The 15909-nt window shown below is 71.6% G+C and carries 11 protein-coding genes and 1 pseudogene; 8 read left to right on the top strand and 4 right to left on the bottom strand.

What is annotated here, in order from left to right:
- The first annotated feature begins 77 nt into the window (after positions 1 to 77).
- The 6 genes from AAC944_RS17820 to AAC944_RS17795 all read left to right on the top strand — a co-directional run bounded on the left by AAC944_RS17820 (position 78) and on the right by AAC944_RS17795 (position 7963).
- Positions 78 to 500 carry an ATP-binding protein gene (locus tag AAC944_RS17820; RefSeq protein WP_030620326.1) on the top strand — a complete coding sequence of 141 codons (423 nt, stop codon included), beginning with the start codon at positions 78 to 80 and terminating at the stop codon, positions 498 to 500.
- 70 nt (positions 501 to 570) lie between these two features.
- A complete protein-coding gene (locus AAC944_RS17815; RefSeq protein ID WP_030620323.1) occupies positions 571 to 1671 on the top strand; it encodes a hypothetical protein in 1101 nt (366 codons plus the stop codon).
- 130 nt (positions 1672 to 1801) lie between these two features.
- Entirely contained in the window at positions 1802 to 2905 is a 1104-nt protein-coding gene (locus AAC944_RS17810) for a hypothetical protein (RefSeq protein WP_196943165.1), read from the top strand.
- 269 nt (positions 2906 to 3174) lie between these two features.
- Positions 3175 to 5709 carry an ATP-binding protein gene (locus AAC944_RS17805; RefSeq protein WP_030620318.1) on the top strand — a complete coding sequence of 845 codons (2535 nt, stop codon included), beginning with the start codon at positions 3175 to 3177 and terminating at the stop codon, positions 5707 to 5709.
- Positions 5706 to 7697 (top strand): C2 family cysteine protease, encoded by a 1992-nt coding sequence (locus tag AAC944_RS17800; RefSeq protein WP_030620316.1) that lies wholly within the window; start codon positions 5706 to 5708, stop codon positions 7695 to 7697. The genes AAC944_RS17805 and AAC944_RS17800 overlap by 4 nt, the downstream gene beginning before the upstream one ends.
- On the top strand, positions 7697 to 7963 hold the full coding sequence (locus AAC944_RS17795; RefSeq protein ID WP_030620314.1) for a DUF6406 domain-containing protein: 267 nt from the start codon (positions 7697 to 7699) through the stop codon (positions 7961 to 7963). The genes AAC944_RS17800 and AAC944_RS17795 overlap by 1 nt, the downstream gene beginning before the upstream one ends.
- Positions 7964 to 8047: 84 nt before the next feature.
- On the opposite strand, the pseudogene argS reads toward AAC944_RS17795, so the two are convergent.
- A pseudogene (gene argS, locus AAC944_RS17790) lies at positions 8048 to 9835 on the bottom strand (arginine--tRNA ligase).
- Positions 9836 to 10089: 254 nt separating this feature from the next.
- On the opposite strand from argS, the gene lysS reads away from it, so the two are divergent.
- Both lysS and AAC944_RS17780 read left to right on the top strand, forming a co-directional pair.
- Positions 10090 to 11883: a lysine--tRNA ligase gene (lysS, locus tag AAC944_RS17785; protein ID WP_438272813.1), complete on the top strand. Its 1794-nt coding sequence runs from the start codon at positions 10090 to 10092 to the stop codon at positions 11881 to 11883.
- A 132-nt stretch (positions 11884 to 12015) separates the two neighbouring features.
- The gene (locus AAC944_RS17780) at positions 12016 to 12267 is read left to right on the top strand and encodes a hypothetical protein (protein WP_030620308.1); all 252 of its coding nucleotides are present in this window, start codon (positions 12016 to 12018) and stop codon (positions 12265 to 12267) included.
- A gap of 70 nt (positions 12268 to 12337) precedes the next feature.
- On the opposite strand, the gene AAC944_RS17775 is transcribed toward AAC944_RS17780, so the two are convergent.
- From AAC944_RS17775 to AAC944_RS17765, 3 genes are all read right to left on the bottom strand, one after another.
- On the bottom strand, positions 12338 to 13600 hold the full coding sequence (locus tag AAC944_RS17775; RefSeq protein WP_063759999.1) for a DUF2637 domain-containing protein: 1263 nt from the start codon (positions 13598 to 13600) through the stop codon (positions 12338 to 12340).
- 214 nt (positions 13601 to 13814) lie between these two features.
- Positions 13815 to 14525: a DUF3558 family protein gene (locus AAC944_RS17770; protein WP_030620302.1), complete on the bottom strand. Its 711-nt coding sequence runs from the start codon at positions 14523 to 14525 to the stop codon at positions 13815 to 13817.
- Between the two features lie 149 nt (positions 14526 to 14674).
- Positions 14675 to 15748, bottom strand: coding sequence for a hypothetical protein (locus AAC944_RS17765; protein WP_030620300.1), 1074 nt, complete (start codon positions 15746 to 15748; stop codon positions 14675 to 14677).
- Between the last annotated feature and the right edge of the window lie 161 nt (positions 15749 to 15909).

Genomic DNA, 15909 nt, shown 5'->3' with positions numbered 1-15909 from the left:
GCGTCACGCGCGCCGCACCCGTACAGCGGATCTGTACGGGTGGACCGACTGCCTCAGCCCTGGTCACGCAGAGCAACATGCGTGAGGTGAGCGAGTACGAGTGGTTGCGGGAGCGGAGCTACGCGCGGGCGCGCAGGTCCGTGCCGGAGGCGCGGGCGTTCGCGGCGCGCGCCTTCGCGGACTGGGGGCTCGGGCCCCGTACGGGCGACGCGTTGCTGTGCGTCAGCGAGTTGGCCACCAACGCGCTGCGGCACGGCGTACCCCCGGGCCGGGCGTTCCGGCTCCGGCTGTACCAGTACGGCGACGACAGCGGCACCGTACGGATCGAGGTGCACGACTCCGGGCCGGGGTGGCCGCGTACCCAGTGCCCCGCCAGGGATGCGGAGTACGGCCGGGGGCTGTTGCTCGTCGCGGCCGTCGCAGACAAGTGGGGGGTCGGGGAGCGGGACCCGGGCAAGATCGTGTGGTGCGAGTTCGCGGGCGACCGTTTCTCCCGGTGAGGCAACCACCAAGATCGGGTGAACGTCTTCACAAACCCCACAGGAACGATGAAGGACCGAGCACACCGTCATGCGGAACCAGCACCACCAGCCCAAACCCCGCCTGCGCCGCGCCGCCGCCGCGCTCGCCCTCGTGTCGGCCCTCACCGCGGCGACAGCCGCATGCGGTGGGCCGGGCGGGGTGGAACTCGGTACCGACTGGAAGGGCGCGCGGAACTTCGCGCTCGCCGACGTGAACGGCGAGCTGACGGTCGTCGGCGTGAACCCGGAGCGGGACACGGCCGAACCGCTGGTCGTCGTCCCCTCCCAGAAGGACGACGACCGCACGCTCGCGCCGCAGATCGTGCGGCTGGCCGACGACCGCTGGGTGCTGGCCGTGCCGCGCAAGGGCGGCAAGCCGGACCGGCTCTACGAGGTGGACCGCGAGGAGCGGGCCGTCGCGGTGCAGCGGCCCGGGCTGGAGGCGACGTACGGGCTGTACCCGGCGAAGTCGGCCGTGGCCGCCGTGCCGGGGTTCGCGGACCGGAAGGGCGGCGACAGCACCGTACGGGTGCGGAAGGGCGGTGACGGTGACTGGTCCACCGTGCGGACGGTGAAGGTGCCGGGCACGGTCTCGCTCGCCGCCTCCGACACCACATCGGACCGGCTGTGCGTCTCCCAGGACGCGAAGGACGCGAAGGACGCTGAGGACACGGCGGACGGGGGGACGGCCGCGGTCGTGGACCTGGAGAGCGGTACCGTCACGGACGCCGGAGCGCCGCGCAAGCTCCGTGTCCAGCAACTGGCGTGCGCGGACGGGCGGCCGGTGCTCGCCGGGACGGTGGGCGCGCCGGGCAGCACCTCGGCCGGGAGCGGCGCCGTCGAGGCCCGGCGCAAGGGCGGGGTGACGGTGCTGACCTCGGACGGTGCGCGGTTCGACCAGGTCGCGGCGGACGGCGGCAGCCTGGTGGCCGCGGTGTTCCACAAGGACCGCGAGAGCCTCGTACGGCTGGACGCCAGGACGGGCGAGGAGACCGCGCGGGTACGTGTGCCGGGGCTGGCGGACGCGGAGGGGATGCAGCGTACGAAGGGCGGCTGGCTGCTGTTCTCCGACAACGCGGCCGTACGGGTGGACCTGGACAAGGGCACCACGAAGCGCATCCCCCTGCCGGGCCGGCTGCTCGCGTCCTGACGGGCAACGTCCCTGCTGCACGGGCCTGCCGGGAACGTCCCTCGCGCCGCCGGGGAGCGGAAGAATCCGCTTGACCGGGATCTGTGCGCTCCCGGATGATGTTGTGTCAGATGACGCTTGACGGGGGGCGATGAGCGTGATGGACATGGGCGGCGGGGGAGCCGCGGGAGGCGGCGGACCGGCCAGCTGGGCGGCGTCGGGCGCGGTGGGGCCGAACGCGGCGTACCGCAACCAGACCATGAAGTACGGCGACGTCGAGCTGAGCTTCGACGAGTCGGTGACGTTCAAAACCGTCTTCCAGCTGTGGCTGCAGGCGTTCCTCGTGTCGTTCTTCGTGTGGTTCGTCTTCGGCCTGATGCCGGCGCTGTTCTCCGACTCGGGGTTCGAGGCGCCGGACAGCCTGGTGACCGGCTGGATCCTGGGCACCATCGCCTTCTGGGTGGTCCTGCTGGCCGCCCGGATCACCGAGCCGGTCTCGGAGTGGAAGACGCTGCTGGAGGACAAGCACGCGGCGTCCCCTTCGGCGTACGCGGCGATCTACGGCGCGCTGGCCCGGCGGCAGATACCCGTCTCGGCGGTTCCGGCCCGCATCCGCAGCGACATCCTCCCCGAGGTCGTCAACAACCGGCTGGTGGTCACCAGCGGCCGGTACGTCGCGTACGTGACGGTCTTCGCGTACGGCACGAGCCTGTACGTGGGCTGGACGATGTGGCGCAGCCGCTCCGGGGCCGTGATCATCGGGCACTTCCTCAAGGACCTGATAGGCGGCATGTTCGGCCGCACGGGCAACGTCAACCAGATGCTGCGCACGGAGCGGCCGCGTGCGATGCGCGAGGCGGTGCACTCCGCGGCCCGTGAGGGCGTGGAGGCGGCGATCCAGGGCATCGAGGTGCCGATCGCCTCGACGTTCGGGCAGGAGCTGCCGATCCAGGCGGCGTCGGCACCGCCGGCCGGCCCCCCGTCCGGTCCTCCCGCCGGGCCGCCCGCACCGCCCGCGCCGTCGGGTGCGCCTGGCGGCCCGGGTGCGCCGGGCGCTCCGGTCGGGCCGTCGGGTGTCGCGTACGGGTACCCGCCACCGGGTGCTCCTGGAGGCCCTGGCGCTCCTGGCGGCCCTGGCGCTCCTGGCGGCCCGGGCGGTCACGGAGGGCCGGGCGGGCCCCCGCCCATGGCGCCCGGACACACTCCGCCAGCCCCGCCCGCCCCGCCGCAGCCCGGTTCCGGGGGCGGGCGCTGAACGCTCGCGGGCCGGCGGCCGGCGTCCTGACGGTCTCCGACGCCACCGCGGCCTGGGCCTGGACCGCGGTACGCATCGACGCCGCCGCCGACCTCACCGAGACCACGGAGTACGCCGAGCTGCCCGAGACGGAGCGGCGCGTCAAGGCGGTCGCCGCCGAGACCGCGTGGCTGGCGGGCCAGTGGGACACCGCGTACGGCACCCGCATCGAGCTGCGCTACCTCACCGACCCGGCGGCGCGCAGGACCTCCTGCGCGCTGCTGGGCCGGGTGTCGGCGGCGACCGCGGACGCGGCCACGGCCGCCGCGCTCGCCCTGCGCGCCCGGCTCGCCGCGCTGCCCCGGCACGTGCACGGCACGCCCGTCGAGGACACGGACGAGGTCGCGCGCCTGCTCACGCCGTTCAGCCCGGACCCGCACGCCGGACTCGCCGAGATCCGCAAGCGGTACCGCACCGGCGTCCCCAACCGCCCCGACGCCGGCGTCCGGTACTACCTCGCGCCGCAGCCCTTCACCGCCTCCGCGCCGCCCTGGGACGCGCTGTGGCAGGCGCTGGCGGAACACCCGTACCCGGTACTGCTCAGCGTCGGCCTGGAGCCGTACGTCATCCCGGAGGACCTCGGCCCGCTGCTGCACCGCGTCGCCACCCAGTACGGCCGGCTGGGCACCCCGGGACAGCTGCCCGACGGGCTCTGGTCGCCCGGCGGCCAGCTCGCGCCCGACGCCTTCGCGGTGGACGCCTCCCGGGTGTACGCCGACGCCGCCCGCCGCTACACGGACCGCGCCTTCCGCCTCCGCATCGTGCTGGCCTCCCCGGCCCCGGTACCGGAGTCGCTCGCCGAACTGGTCGGCGCGACGGTCTCACCGCAGGAGCGGGCACGCGAGAACGGCGCGCTCACCGAGACGTTCACCGGTCCCGCGCACAGCGTGGCGCGCCCCGCCCCCGGCGAGCTGCCGGCCGCGTGGCACGGCGTGACGACCCTGGAGCACAGCCGGTGGGGCGGCGACCACTGCTGGCGGCTCCCCGAGCCGCTGGCCCCGCCGCTCCGGCTGCTCGCCGACCTCACGGACGCGCGCGAGGCCGGGGCGGCGTTCCGGCTGCCGCTGGCCGTGCACGGCCACATGCCGGGCTTTCCCGTACGGCGTCCGGGCATGGCGGGGGAGACCGACTACCGGGGCGAGGGGCCGGGCATCGCCCTCGGCCGCCAGCTGGTCAACGACATGCCCGCCGGGCCGCTCGGCATCGGCCTGGACGACCTGACCCGCCACGCGCTGTTCGTCGGCACGACCGGATCCGGCAAGACCAACACCACCCTCGCCTTCTGCGAGCAGCTCTGGCGCGACCACGGGGTCCCCTTCCTCGTCCTCGAACCGGTCAACTCCGACCTGGACGACTACCGCTGGCTGGCCACGCGCCCCGGCTTCGAGGACCTCGTCGTCCTCACCGTGGGCGACGAGAGCGTGGCGCCACTGCGCCTGAACCCCTTCGAGGTGCCGGCCGGCGTCCGCATCAGTACGCACATCGCCGGGCTGATGGCCTGCTTCGACGCGGCCTTCGGCCTCTGGGACCCGCTCCCGAGCATCTACAACCGCGCGCTGCGCGCCACGTACACCCGGAGGGGCATCGTCCCCACCGACGTGGCGGGCCCGGCCCACGCGGACGACTGGCCGACGCTGCGCGACTTCATCGCCGAGATGCGCAAGCAGTGCGAACAGCTCGACTACTCGGGCGAGGTACGCGACAACATCATCGCCGCGTCCCGGCTGCGCGCCGAGGCGCTCGCCGAGGGCGCCTGCGGCTCGACGCTGGACTGCGCCCGCTCGTACCCCGTCGAAGAACTCCTCCGCCGCCCGGTCGTCGTCGAACTCGCCGGCGTCGGCGACAACGAGAAGGAACAGTCCCTCGTCACCGCGCTGATCCTGCAGTCCATGACCGAGCACTACAAGGCGAACCGTGCCGGCGGCTCCCTCGCCCACGTCACGGTCATCGAGGAGGCCCACCGGCTGCTCGGACAGCCGGCCGCCCAGGGCGGCGAGGCCCGCGAAGGCAACGCCCAGGCCCGCGCGGCCCAGGCCTTCGCCAACACCCTCGCCGAGAACCGCAAGTACGGCGAGGGCATCGTCATCGTCGAACAGGTCCCCGGCAAGCTCGTCGAGGACGCGTACAAGAACACCAACCTCAAGGTCATGCACCGCCTGCCCGCCGAGGAGGACCGGGCGCTCATCGGCGGCACGATGCGCTTCTCGCCGGACCAGGAGCGGTACGCGGCGTCCCTGGCGCCCTTCCAGGCGTTCGCGTACCACGACGGCATCGACCGTCCGGCGCTGATCAGCGTCCCGAACGTACGCACCGAGGCGGCACGGGCCGCGGGCATCGACCGGGCCCCGCTGGCCACAGGTCCCGAACTGGCCGACCGCTTCCACTCCTTCGCCGCCGAAGCACCCTCCGTGGACGCCGCTCTCGCACCCTTCCCGGACTGCGAGGGCTGCCGTCACCGCTGCGCCTTCCGCTCCCGCGCGGCCACGGCCGTCTGGCCCGAACACGCCGCTGAACTGCGCAAGCGTGTCGCCACGTACCCGAAGACCAAACCCGAACAGGCCACGTGGTGGCAGTCCACCGCCACCTGGGTCGCCTCGGTCGCCGACACGGTCCCCCTCCCGGACCCCGCCCCCGCCCCCGAAGCGACGGCCGACTACCGCGCCTGCGTCTTCCTTCACCTCGCCCGCACCACCTGGCAGCGCAAGACCCTCCCCTGGGTGCGCCTGTACCGCAGCCACACCACCCACCCCGGAACCGACACATGAGCGACCGTCCACCCGAGGAACGCCCCCCGGCCCCGGAGGCCCCGACACCGACGGACGCCCCACCCCCAGAGGCCCCGGACCCGACGGAGGCGTCCGACGACGCCGAGGCCCCTGATCCGGCGGAAACCTCGGACGACTCCGAGGCCCCCGATCCGGCGGAAATCTCCGACGACGCCGAGGCCCCCGATCCCGGAGCCGAGGCACCGGAGCCGGTGGGGGCCTCTGTCACCGAAACCCCCGATCCCGGAGCTGAGGCACCGGACCCGGTGGAAGCTCCTGACGCCGAAACCCCGGACCCGACCGAGAGTGAGGCGCCGGAGCCGGTCGAGGCCGTGAATTCGTCCGAGGGCACGGACCCGGGCGAAATCCGGGCTCCGGACGAGGCTCCGGGACCGGTCGAGTCCGCTGCCCACGAGGAGACGGTGTCGTCGGAAGGCCCGGGACCCGCTGGGGCTGAGGTTACCGATCCTGTGGAGGCACCGGACTCGGCGGAAGTGGCCGGCTCGGCCGAGGCATCCGATACGTATGAGGCCCCGGAGCCGGTGCCGGAGCCGGTGCCGGAGCTGGAGCCGGTGCCGGAGCTGGAGCCGGTGCCGGACGCCGGCCCTTGGTCCGGTACGGAGGCCTCCCATGGCTCTGCCGAGGCGCCCGGCACAGAAGTGCCGTACCCCGTGGAGGACTCGGAGGCGGTGGCCCCCGAGCCGTGGGCCGGGTCCGGCCCCGGCCAAGAGGGGGAACAGCACGAAGCCGCTCCCTGGCCGGAAGCGGCGACGGATCCGACGGACGCTGCCCCCGTCGCGGAAGAGAGGGCGGACGGACCCGCGGACAGGGCCGGAGAGCACCCGGTCACGGGCAAATCGTCGGAGCCCCATGAATCTGCCGAGGCCCCCGACCCGTCGGAAGCACCGGAGCCGGGCGTCGCGCCGGGCGCGGAGCTGACGGACGCTCCGGACGTGGCGGAGGCCCAGGACGTAACCGGCTCCGCACCGGTGCCGGAGTTGCCGGAAGGCGAGCCTGAGCGGGGGCTTTTCGGCCGGGCCTTCGCCGACCGGATCGCCAGATGGAAGGGAAGCGACCAGGCTTCCGAATTCACGAGCGTGGTCGACCGGCCGGATTTTCAGGTCGACAGAAGAAAGCCCGATGAGGTGCCGGACCGCTACGGCAGCCCCCTCGACCGGCCAGACGGTTCACGAATTCCGCTTTTCGACGGCCCGCCACGCCGGGAACAGACACAACAAGGAGAACTCGGCGACTGCGGCGTCATCGCTGCGCTCGGTGCGGTCGCAGCACACCGCCCCGAAGCGATACGCGACTGCGTACGAGAGAATGGTGACGGCAGCTATGCGGTGAGACTTCATGAAACGGAGTTCTCGGGTGCGCATAATCGCTATGAGCCTACGGGCCGGACCATCAACCTCACCGTCACGCCCGAGCTGCCCGTCCATGACCATGCCCCGCAGGAGACCGCATTCGCCGACGCGACGGAAACCGGTGCGGCATGGGGGCCGGTGATGGAGAAGGCAGTCGCGGGCCTGGATCAGAGCTGGAACGACGAGCGGCGACAGAAGTGGGGGCGACAGCATCGTCGATCCGATCCGGAGACTTCTGGCTACGTACGCCTCGATCAGGGCACATACTCCACGGAGCGGGCCGAGTTGCTCACCCAGCTGACGGGGCGTCCCGCATCGAGCGAGCCGTTTCCCACCGGATACGATGCGCAAGGGCGCCCGGCGGACCGTCAGTTGAGGGAAGATCTGCGGCAGAAGCTTGATGACCGCTGCCCGGTCCTGGTCGGCACGAAGAAACCAGGTATCAAGGAAGCTCCGCTGGGCCATGGTCTTATCGGTGGCCACGTCTATGAGGTCACCGGCGTGGACGATCGCGGGATGATCCACCTGCGTAATCCCTGGAACGCAAGTCATCCGCAGCCGCTGACCGTCAAAGAATTCAGGAATTCCTTCAAACCGTACTACGCCACACTGGATTGATGATGCCGATGAATGAAATCAGACTGCGACACGGAGTTCCCAGGAGAGGGGACAACGCGAGATTCGGTGTCATTCACGTCGATGCTCGCGAGGAGCCCGTCGCGGTACGTCTCGTCGTCATCACGGACGAGGAGCGTCAGTACACGCTCACGCCCGGAGAGCATTTTCCGGTACGCGACGAAACCTGGAAGATCGATCGGGTGGAGGACCCGCTCAGCGAGGACTGGCGGGTGGTGCTCACCAAGGTGGAGTCGCCGAGCGGCTGACGGTACGACGATGCGGCGGACCCGGGATACTTCCGGGGCCGCCGCATCGGTGTGTGCGGGTGCGCGCCGAGGCGCGCCGCAGTGTCAGAGCCGCTCAGGCGTCCTGATGCCCAGGAGGGCCATGCCCTTGTGGAGGGTGCGGGCGGTGATGTCGCAGAGGAAGAGGCGGTTCTCGATCTGGTCGGTGGTGTCGGCCTTCAGGACCGGGCACTGGTCGTAGAAGGTCGTGTAGAGGGACGCGAGCTGGTAGAGGTACGCGGTGAGCTTGTGCGGCGCGTACTCCTTGGCCGCGTCCGCGACCGTGTCGCCGAACGCGTCCAGGTGCAGGCCCAGCGCCCGCTCCGCCGGGGCGAGCGCGAGCTCCGGGTGCGGCACGGGGCCGGTCTCGCCCGCCTTGCGGAGGATGGACTTGATCCGGGCGTGCGCGTACTGGATGTAGACCGACGTGTCGCCGTTGAGGGAGACCATCTGGTCCAGGTCGAACTTGTAGTCGCGGTTCGGCGACGTGGACAGGTCCGCGTACTTCACCGCGCCGATGCCGACCTGGGCGCCCCGCTCCTGGATCTCCTCCTCGGTGAGGTCCCGCGCCTTCTCGCGCACCACCTCGGCGGCGCGCTGCGCCGCCTCGTCGAGCAGGTCCTCCAGGCGGACGGTCTCGCCCTCGCGGGTCTTGAACGGCTTGCCGTCCGCGCCGAGCACCGTGCCGTAGCCCATGTTGTGCGCGGTGACCTCGTCGCCGAGCCAGCCCGCCCGGCGGGCCGTCTCGAAGACCATCTTGAAGTGCAGGGACTGGCGCACGTCCACGACGTACAGGAGGGTCGTCGCCTCCAGGTCGAAGACACGGTTGCGGATCGCGGACAGGTCGGACGCCGCGTACCCGAAGCCGCCGTCCGCCTTCTGCACGATCAGCGGGACCGGCTGGTCGTCCTTGCCCTTGATGTCGTCGAAGAAGACGACGAGGGCGCCCTCGGAGCGGACCGCGACGCCGGACTCCTCCAGCAGCCGGGCCGTCTCGGCCATCATGTCGTTGTACGCCGACTCGCCGACGATCTCGTCGTCCCGGATCTCCATGTCCAGCTTCTCGAAGACCGAGTAGAAGTAGACCTTCGACTCGTCCACGAACCGCTGCCAGAGGTCCAGGGTCTCCTTGTCGCCGGACTGGAGGGCCACGACCCGCTTCCGGGCCCGCTCCTTGAACTCCTCGTCCGCGTCGAAGACGGCGCGCGACGCCTTGTAGACGCGGTTCAGGTTCGACATGGCCTGCTCGCCGTCGACCTCGTCGGCCGGGGCGAGCTCGCCGGGGTGCTCGATGAGGTACTGGATGAGCATGCCGAACTGGGTGCCCCAGTCGCCGATGTGGTGGCGGCCGATCGTCTTCTCGCCCGTGAAGTCCAGCAGGTGGCGCAGGGCGTCGCCGATCACGGCGGACCGCAGGTGGCCGACGTGCATCTCCTTGGCGACGTTCGGCTGGGCGTAGTCGATCACCGTCGTGCCGGGCCGCTCGGCGTACGGCACGCCGAGGCGGTCGTCGGCGGCGCGCGCGGCCAGCGTCTTCACGATCGTCTCGTCGGTGACCGTGATGTTGAGGAAGCCGGGGCCCGAGACCTCGATCTCCTTGATGACGTCGGGGGCCTCGATGCCCTCCACGACCTTGGCCGCCAGCTCACGGGGGTTGCCCTTGAACTTCTTCGCGAGCGCGAGCATGCCGTTGGCCTGGAAGTCGGCCCGGTCACTATGTCACAGCAGCGGGTCGGCGGCGCCGGCCTCCGGCAGGGCTGCCGAGAGGGCGTCGGAGACGCGCTGGTTGACCGTAGCGGCGAGAGAAGGGGACCGAAGCCATGGAGTGCTGCCGTTCCGTCGGAGGGGAGGGATGGACAGGGTCTGCGACCAGTATTTCACGGCGGTACCGGCGGCCTCCCCGGATTTACCGGCGGTGCCCGGCGCCCTCCTGGCGGGCCCTCCTCCGGCCTCCGGCCCTGGGAGTCGATCACTGGCGCGTCTGGGACAATGGAACGGCCAGGCTTGCGGCCTGGGCGGGCCTGCTCCCGGATCACGCACCGGGCGCGGCACGACCGCCGGGACGCCGGAGCGGGCTCACGACCGTAAGCGACCATGTGATCGATCACGTGGTCGAGCGAACGCGCGAAGCAGAAGAGGAAGGGCCGACCGTGGCTCAGAGCACCGAGACAACCGACTGGGTCTCCCGTTACGCGGATGAGGTCATCGCCGAGTCGGAGCGTCGCGCGCCTGGCAAACCGGTCGTGGTCGCCTCCGGCCTGTCCCCCTCCGGCCCGATCCACCTGGGCAACCTCCGCGAGGTCATGACCCCGCACCTGGTCGCGGACGAGATCCGCCGCCGGGGCCTGGAGTGCGTGCACGTCCTGTCCTGGGACGACTACGACCGGTACCGCAAGGTGCCCTTCGGCATCCCCGGCGTCGACCAGGAGACCTGGTCGGAGCACATCGGCAAGCCGCTGACCGCCGTGCCGGCGCCGCCCGGCAGCGCGTACGGCAGCTGGGCCGAGCACTTCCGCGCCGCCATGGAGGAGTCGCTGGCCGAGCTGGGCGTGGAGTACCGCGGCATCAGCCAGACCGAGCAGTACACCTCCGGCGCGTACCGCGAGCAGATCCTGCACGCCATGAAGCACCGCGGTGACATCGACGGCATCCTGGGGCAGTACCGCACCAAGCCGAAGGACGACGCGAAGAAGCAGGGCAAGAAGTCGCAGAAGCCGGTCGACGAGGCCGAGCTGGAGGCCGCCGAGGGCTCCGGCGCCGCCAGCGAGGACGACGGCAGCGCGGGCGGCTCCGGGTACTTCCCGTACAAGCCGTACTGCACGGCCTGCAACAAGGACTTCACCAAGGTCACGTCCTACGACGACGAGACCACCGAGCTGGCGTACGAGTGCACCGCCTGCGGGCACCGCGAGACCGTGGTCCTGAAGGAGTTCGACCACGGCAAGCTGGTGTGGAAGGTCGACTGGCCGATGCGCTGGGCGTACGAGGGCGTGATCTTCGAGCCCAGCGGCGTGGACCACTCCTCGCCGGGCTCGTCCTTCGTCGTCGGCGGCCAGATCGTCCGGCAGGTCTTCGACGGCGCGCAGCCGATCGGCCCGATGTACGCCTTCGTCGGCATCAGCGGCATGGCCAAGATGTCCTCCTCCAAGGGCGGCGTGCCGACCCCGGCCGACGCCCTGGAGATCATGGAGGCGCCGCTGCTGCGCTGGCTGTACGCGCGCCGCAAGCCCAACCAGTCGTTCAAGATCGCCTTCGACCAGGAGATCCAGCGGCTGTACGACGAGTGGGACAAGCTGGAGGCCAAGGTCGCCGACGGCTCGGTGCTGCCGGCCGACGCCGCCGCGCACACCCGCGCGGTGCGCACCGCAGCGGGTGAGCTGCCGCGTACGCCGCGCCCGCTGCCGTACCGCACGCTCGCCTCCGTCGTGGACGTCACGGCCGGCCACGACGAGCAGACCCTGCGCATCCTCACCGAGCTGGACCCGGAGAAGCCGGTCGCCTCACTCGACGAGGTCCGGCCTCGGCTGGACCGTGCCGAGCACTGGATCACCCACCAGGTGCCCGCCGAGCAGCGCACGATCGTCCGCGACGAGCCGGACACCGAGCTGCTGGCGTCCCTGGACGACCAGGCGCGCGAATCGCTCCGGCTGCTGCTGGACGGCCTGGACGAGCACTGGTCGCTCGATGGCCTGACGCACCTGGTCTACGGCGTGCCGAAGGTCCAGGCGGGCTTCTCCGCCGACGCCACCGCGAAGGAGCTGCCGCCGGAGATCAAGACCGCCCAGCGGGCGTTCTTCGCGCTGCTGTACCGCCTGCTGGTCAGCCGTGAGACCGGCCCGCGGCTGCCCACGCTGCTGCTCGCCGTCGGCGCCGACCGGGTGCGCAAGCTGCTCGCCGGCTAGCCGGCAGGCGTCCGCCGCGGACGCACCCGCCGCCGGGAGGGCGTGCGGCTGCGACTTTCGGCGGAGGCCACGCAGGACGGGCTCGGCCCCGGGAACGATGATTCCCGGGGCCGTTTCCGTGACCGTGGACACATGAACGGATACCTGAAGGCCGGCGTCGGTCTCCTCGGCTGGCTCGCCCTCATCCAGGGCGCGATGGGCCTCGGCGGGCGCTTCTTCACCGACTCCGAATGGGGCCTGCTGCACCGCTGGGTCGACACGCCGCCACTGTGGGCCTACGTGACGATGCTGGCCGCGGGCGCCGCGGTCGTCTGGTGGAGCGAGACCGACCGCAAGAAAACGAGGGAGACGAGGGCGGCGGACGGCGGAAAGACCGCCGTCTGACCCGCCTGACGGGGAAAGACCGCCGTCCGACCCGCCTGACGGGGGAAAGGCTGCCGTCCGACCCGCCCGGTCAGGCGATGTGCTCGCTCTCCATCTCCTGGCGGAAGCGCTGACGGAACTCGCGCAGGTGCGGGCGGAGGTAGTTGCCGCTCAGCGGGCCGTCCCCGTCCCTGCCGGTGACGTTGTAGGTGTTGAGCAGGTAGCGGGCGAACTGGTGCGGGTCGGGGAAATCGTTCTTCTCGGCCACGTATGCGCGGTACGCCACGTAGAACTGCTCGTCGCGGGTCAGCCCGTCGGGCAGTGTCTCCACAGGCGGCTCGGGGACGTACTCCAGCTCCGGCTCGGGTACGGCCGCCGTCCGCTGCTCGGGGGCCGGGGCCGGGGTCGGGACCGGCGCGCCGGCGTTGCCGAGGGGGCGACTGCGACCAGGGGCGACGGGGACGGTGAGCTGCGAGACGGCCTCCTCCCGGGCGGTCACTTCATGGGCGGAGGCTGTCACTTCGTGGGCGAAGTTCGTCACTTCGTGGGCGGGAGCGGGCGCCTCGATCGGCTCGACGGCCTCGCCCGGGCCGACCGGCGCCGGGTGCTCCCGGGGCGCCACGTCGCGCTCCGCGGGGTCGAGCTCGGCCCGGAGTTCCGCTCCCCGCGGCTCGCGCGAGGGTTCGATCCCCGCCGCCGCGAGTCCCGCCGGGGCCGTCTCCGCGAGCGGCACGCCGTACCGCGCCAGCCGCAGCGGCATCATCGACTCCACCGGCGCCTTGCGCCGCCACGCACGCCCGTACCGGGACCGCAGCCGCGCCTGGTACACCAGCCGGTCCTGCTCCAGCTTGATCACCTGCTCGTACGAGCGCAGTTCCCACAGCTTCATCCGGCGCCACAGCCGGAACGTCGAACCGGGGGCGAGCAGCCAGCGGGAGAGCCGGACGCCTTCCATGTGCTTGTCGGCGGTGAGGTCGGCGATCCGGCCGACCGCGTGCCGGGCGGCCTCGACCGCGACGACGAAGAGCACGGGGATCACCGCGTGCATGCCGACGCCGAGCGGATCGGGCCAGGCCGCGGCGCCGTTGAAGGCGATCGTCGCGGCCGTCAGCAGCCAGGCGGTCTGGCGCAGCAGCGGGAAGGGGATGCGGATCCAGGTCAGCAGCAGGTCGAGGGCGAGGAGGACGACGATCCCCGCGTCGATGCCGATCGGGAAGACGTAGGAGAAGGCGCCGAAGCCCTTCTTCTCGGCGAGGGCGCGGACCGCCGAGTACGACCCCGCGAAGCCGATCGCGGCGATCACCAGCGCGCCCGCGACGACCACGCCGATGAGTATTCGGTGCGTACGACTCATCCGCATCGCGGCCACCCGCGATCCCTCCCCGTACTCGGCTGACTGGCGCGCCTAGCCTGGCACACCTGTGGGGCCGGGAGCGGGGAGGGCCGCAGGCGTTACCCGAGTGGTACGCCGGGGCGTGGGCCCGTGGTACGGGTACGGCGGGTATGACCTGCTTGTTCGCCTCGAGGGCTGCTTGTTCGCCTCGGCGGTTGCTTGTCCGCCTCGGCGATTACTTGTTCGCCTGGGCGATCGCGTTGACGGCCTGCTTCGCGGCCTCCTCCGCGTCCTTCACCATCTCGTCGCCCTTCGGCGTCTTCGCGCCGGCCAGGCCCGCGCCGTTGAAGTTGATCGTGACCACGGCGTTGGCGGTACGGGCGACGAGCGTCTGGTTCTTGAAGTCGTTGCCGTCCTTCTTCAGGTCGTAGGTGACCATCGTCGCCTGGTCGCCGATGTCCTTGGCGGCCTCGCTCTTGACGTTCTTGGCGTCCTTGGTGGTCTTGGCGGCGTCGACCTGCTTGTTGAAGAAGCCGGTGGCGCGCTTGTCGCCGGAGCCCAGCGCGGGGTCGGAGTCGTAGCGCTGCAGGTTGACCGCGAGCCAGCGGAACTGCGTGCCGTCGATGCCGCCCTTGCCCTGCCGCTCCTCGCTGCTCCAGGTGCAGGTGCCGTGCGCGGCGGTGTCGCTGCTCTTGCCCTCCTCGCCGCTCTCGTCCTTCACGGCGGGCAGCATCTTCTTGACGCGGTCCTTGGTGATGGCCTTGCAGGGGTCGGGGAGCTTCTTGTACTTGCCCGGTGCCACCTTCGGCGAGGAGCTCGGGGAGGCGGACTTCGAGGCCTCGTCGCCCGACTCCTTGCCGGAGTCGTCGGAGCAGCCGGCGACGAGCATCACCGGTACGGCTGCGCAGGCGAGGTAGCTGGCGAGTCGCTTGGCTGAACGGTGCATGGTTCCTTCGCTTCATCGTCGTGCGAGCGGCCGTTCCGCGCGCAGGGCCCAGGTGGCCCCTGGGTCGCACGGTACGCGGCGGCCGGGCGCCGGTGGCCGATTCACGTCGTTACTCGCCGACGGTAACCGGTCACGGCGGCCGTCACCGCTCATCCGGTCCAGTGCGCGGCCAGCTCCGCTGCCAGCTTCTGGGCCTTTTCCTGCAGCTCACGACGGTCGGGAAGGACGGTCTTGTCGGTGGACCACTGGTCGTACTCAATGGTGACGATCACATTCGAGGACCGGAAGACGACCGTGATGTCGCGGTGCAGGCCGGAATCCGCCGTGACCAGCGCGTCGTCCAGGAAGGCGGCGTCGCCGAGGTCGCTGAGCGGGCGCGGCGCGAGGCTCGCCGCCGTGTCGGGGGACTCCTCGGAACCGGAGGAGCCGGGGGAGCCGGGGGAAGGGGAGTCGTCGGGGGAACCGGACGCGTCGCTTTCGGCCGTACGGGTGCCCGACGGCTGCGAGCCGTCACCGGCCCCCTTCCCGGTGGCTTCGCCGGCGCCCCCCTTCTCCGGACGGGCGGACGGACCGCCCGAGGGATCGGCGGCGGCACCCTTGCCGCCGGAGGGGCGGTTGCCGCGCTCGTCGGCCGCGGCGCCGGAGCCGCCCGGCTCGTCGCTCGCCTTCCGGCCCTGCTCGTCCTTCTCGTCCTGCTGCCCGCCCGACCCCTTGCTCGCGTCCGCTGTCGGGGTGCGGACCGGCGGGGTCTTCGACGAGTCGGTCGGGATGTGGGCCGCGAGCTCCTTCTTGGCGTACAGCTCCTGGGCCTTGTCGTCATCGCTGGCTGACCCGTCGTACGACACGACGCGCTGCAGGTCGATGGTGAGGTGACGGGAGCCCTCGGAGGTCTCGCGCTTCCAGCGGCAGCCGACCCGGCGGTCGGTGTCGAAGGTGATGTCGGCCTGGCCGCGGTAGACCTTCTCGGCCTCGGCGCGGGTCTCCGGGGTGCCGTCGGTGGGCAGCAGGCTGCGCAGCGTGCTCCGGGCGGGCAGCCCGCACGGCTCGGGCAGCGAGTCGAACTTGCCCGGCTCGGCCACCGGCGCCGACGACGTGCTGCCGCCGCCCTTGGAGTCCGCGGCCCCCGAGTCGGCGTCGGAGCCGCCGGAGCAGCTGGTGAGGAGGGTGGCCAGCGCCACGGCGGCCGCCACGGCAGCCCCTCGTACGGACGACCTTCGCTCCACCGTCACCGGCTCCTTCCGTACGAAATCCGGTTGCCGCCGTGCGGCGGCTGATGGACACAATGTCTACCGCACGCATCGCCACGCACGCCGGTTCGTTGTCGCCGATCGGGTGCTATGTCTGCGTTTTGCGTTTCCTTCTCTTTTTACTTTTTCTGTCATTT

The sequence above is a fragment of the Streptomyces sclerotialus genome (assembly GCF_040907265.1).
In the GTDB taxonomy this organism is placed as follows: Bacteria; Actinomycetota; Actinomycetes; order Streptomycetales; family Streptomycetaceae; genus Streptomyces; species Streptomyces sclerotialus.
This window is presented reverse-complemented; position numbering and strand designations above follow the sequence as displayed.

What these genes read in the sequence shown, in the direction of transcription:
- AAC944_RS17800 (WP_030620316.1), top strand. Translation starts at nt 5,706, where the DNA reads ATGAGCGACCGTCCACCCGAGGAACGCCCCCCGGCCCCGGAGGCCCCG.
- AAC944_RS17820 (WP_030620326.1), top strand. Translation starts at nt 78, where the DNA reads ATGCGTGAGGTGAGCGAGTACGAGTGGTTGCGGGAGCGGAGCTACGCG.
- AAC944_RS17775 (WP_063759999.1), bottom strand. Translation starts at nt 13,600, where the DNA reads ATGAGTCGTACGCACCGAATACTCATCGGCGTGGTCGTCGCGGGCGCG.
- AAC944_RS17795 (WP_030620314.1), top strand. Translation starts at nt 7,697, where the DNA reads ATGATGCCGATGAATGAAATCAGACTGCGACACGGAGTTCCCAGGAGA.
- AAC944_RS17815 (WP_030620323.1), top strand. Translation starts at nt 571, where the DNA reads ATGCGGAACCAGCACCACCAGCCCAAACCCCGCCTGCGCCGCGCCGCC.
- AAC944_RS17780 (WP_030620308.1), top strand. Translation starts at nt 12,016, where the DNA reads ATGAACGGATACCTGAAGGCCGGCGTCGGTCTCCTCGGCTGGCTCGCC.
- AAC944_RS17770 (WP_030620302.1), bottom strand. Translation starts at nt 14,525, where the DNA reads ATGCACCGTTCAGCCAAGCGACTCGCCAGCTACCTCGCCTGCGCAGCC.
- AAC944_RS17810 (WP_196943165.1), top strand. Translation starts at nt 1,802, where the DNA reads ATGAGCGTGATGGACATGGGCGGCGGGGGAGCCGCGGGAGGCGGCGGA.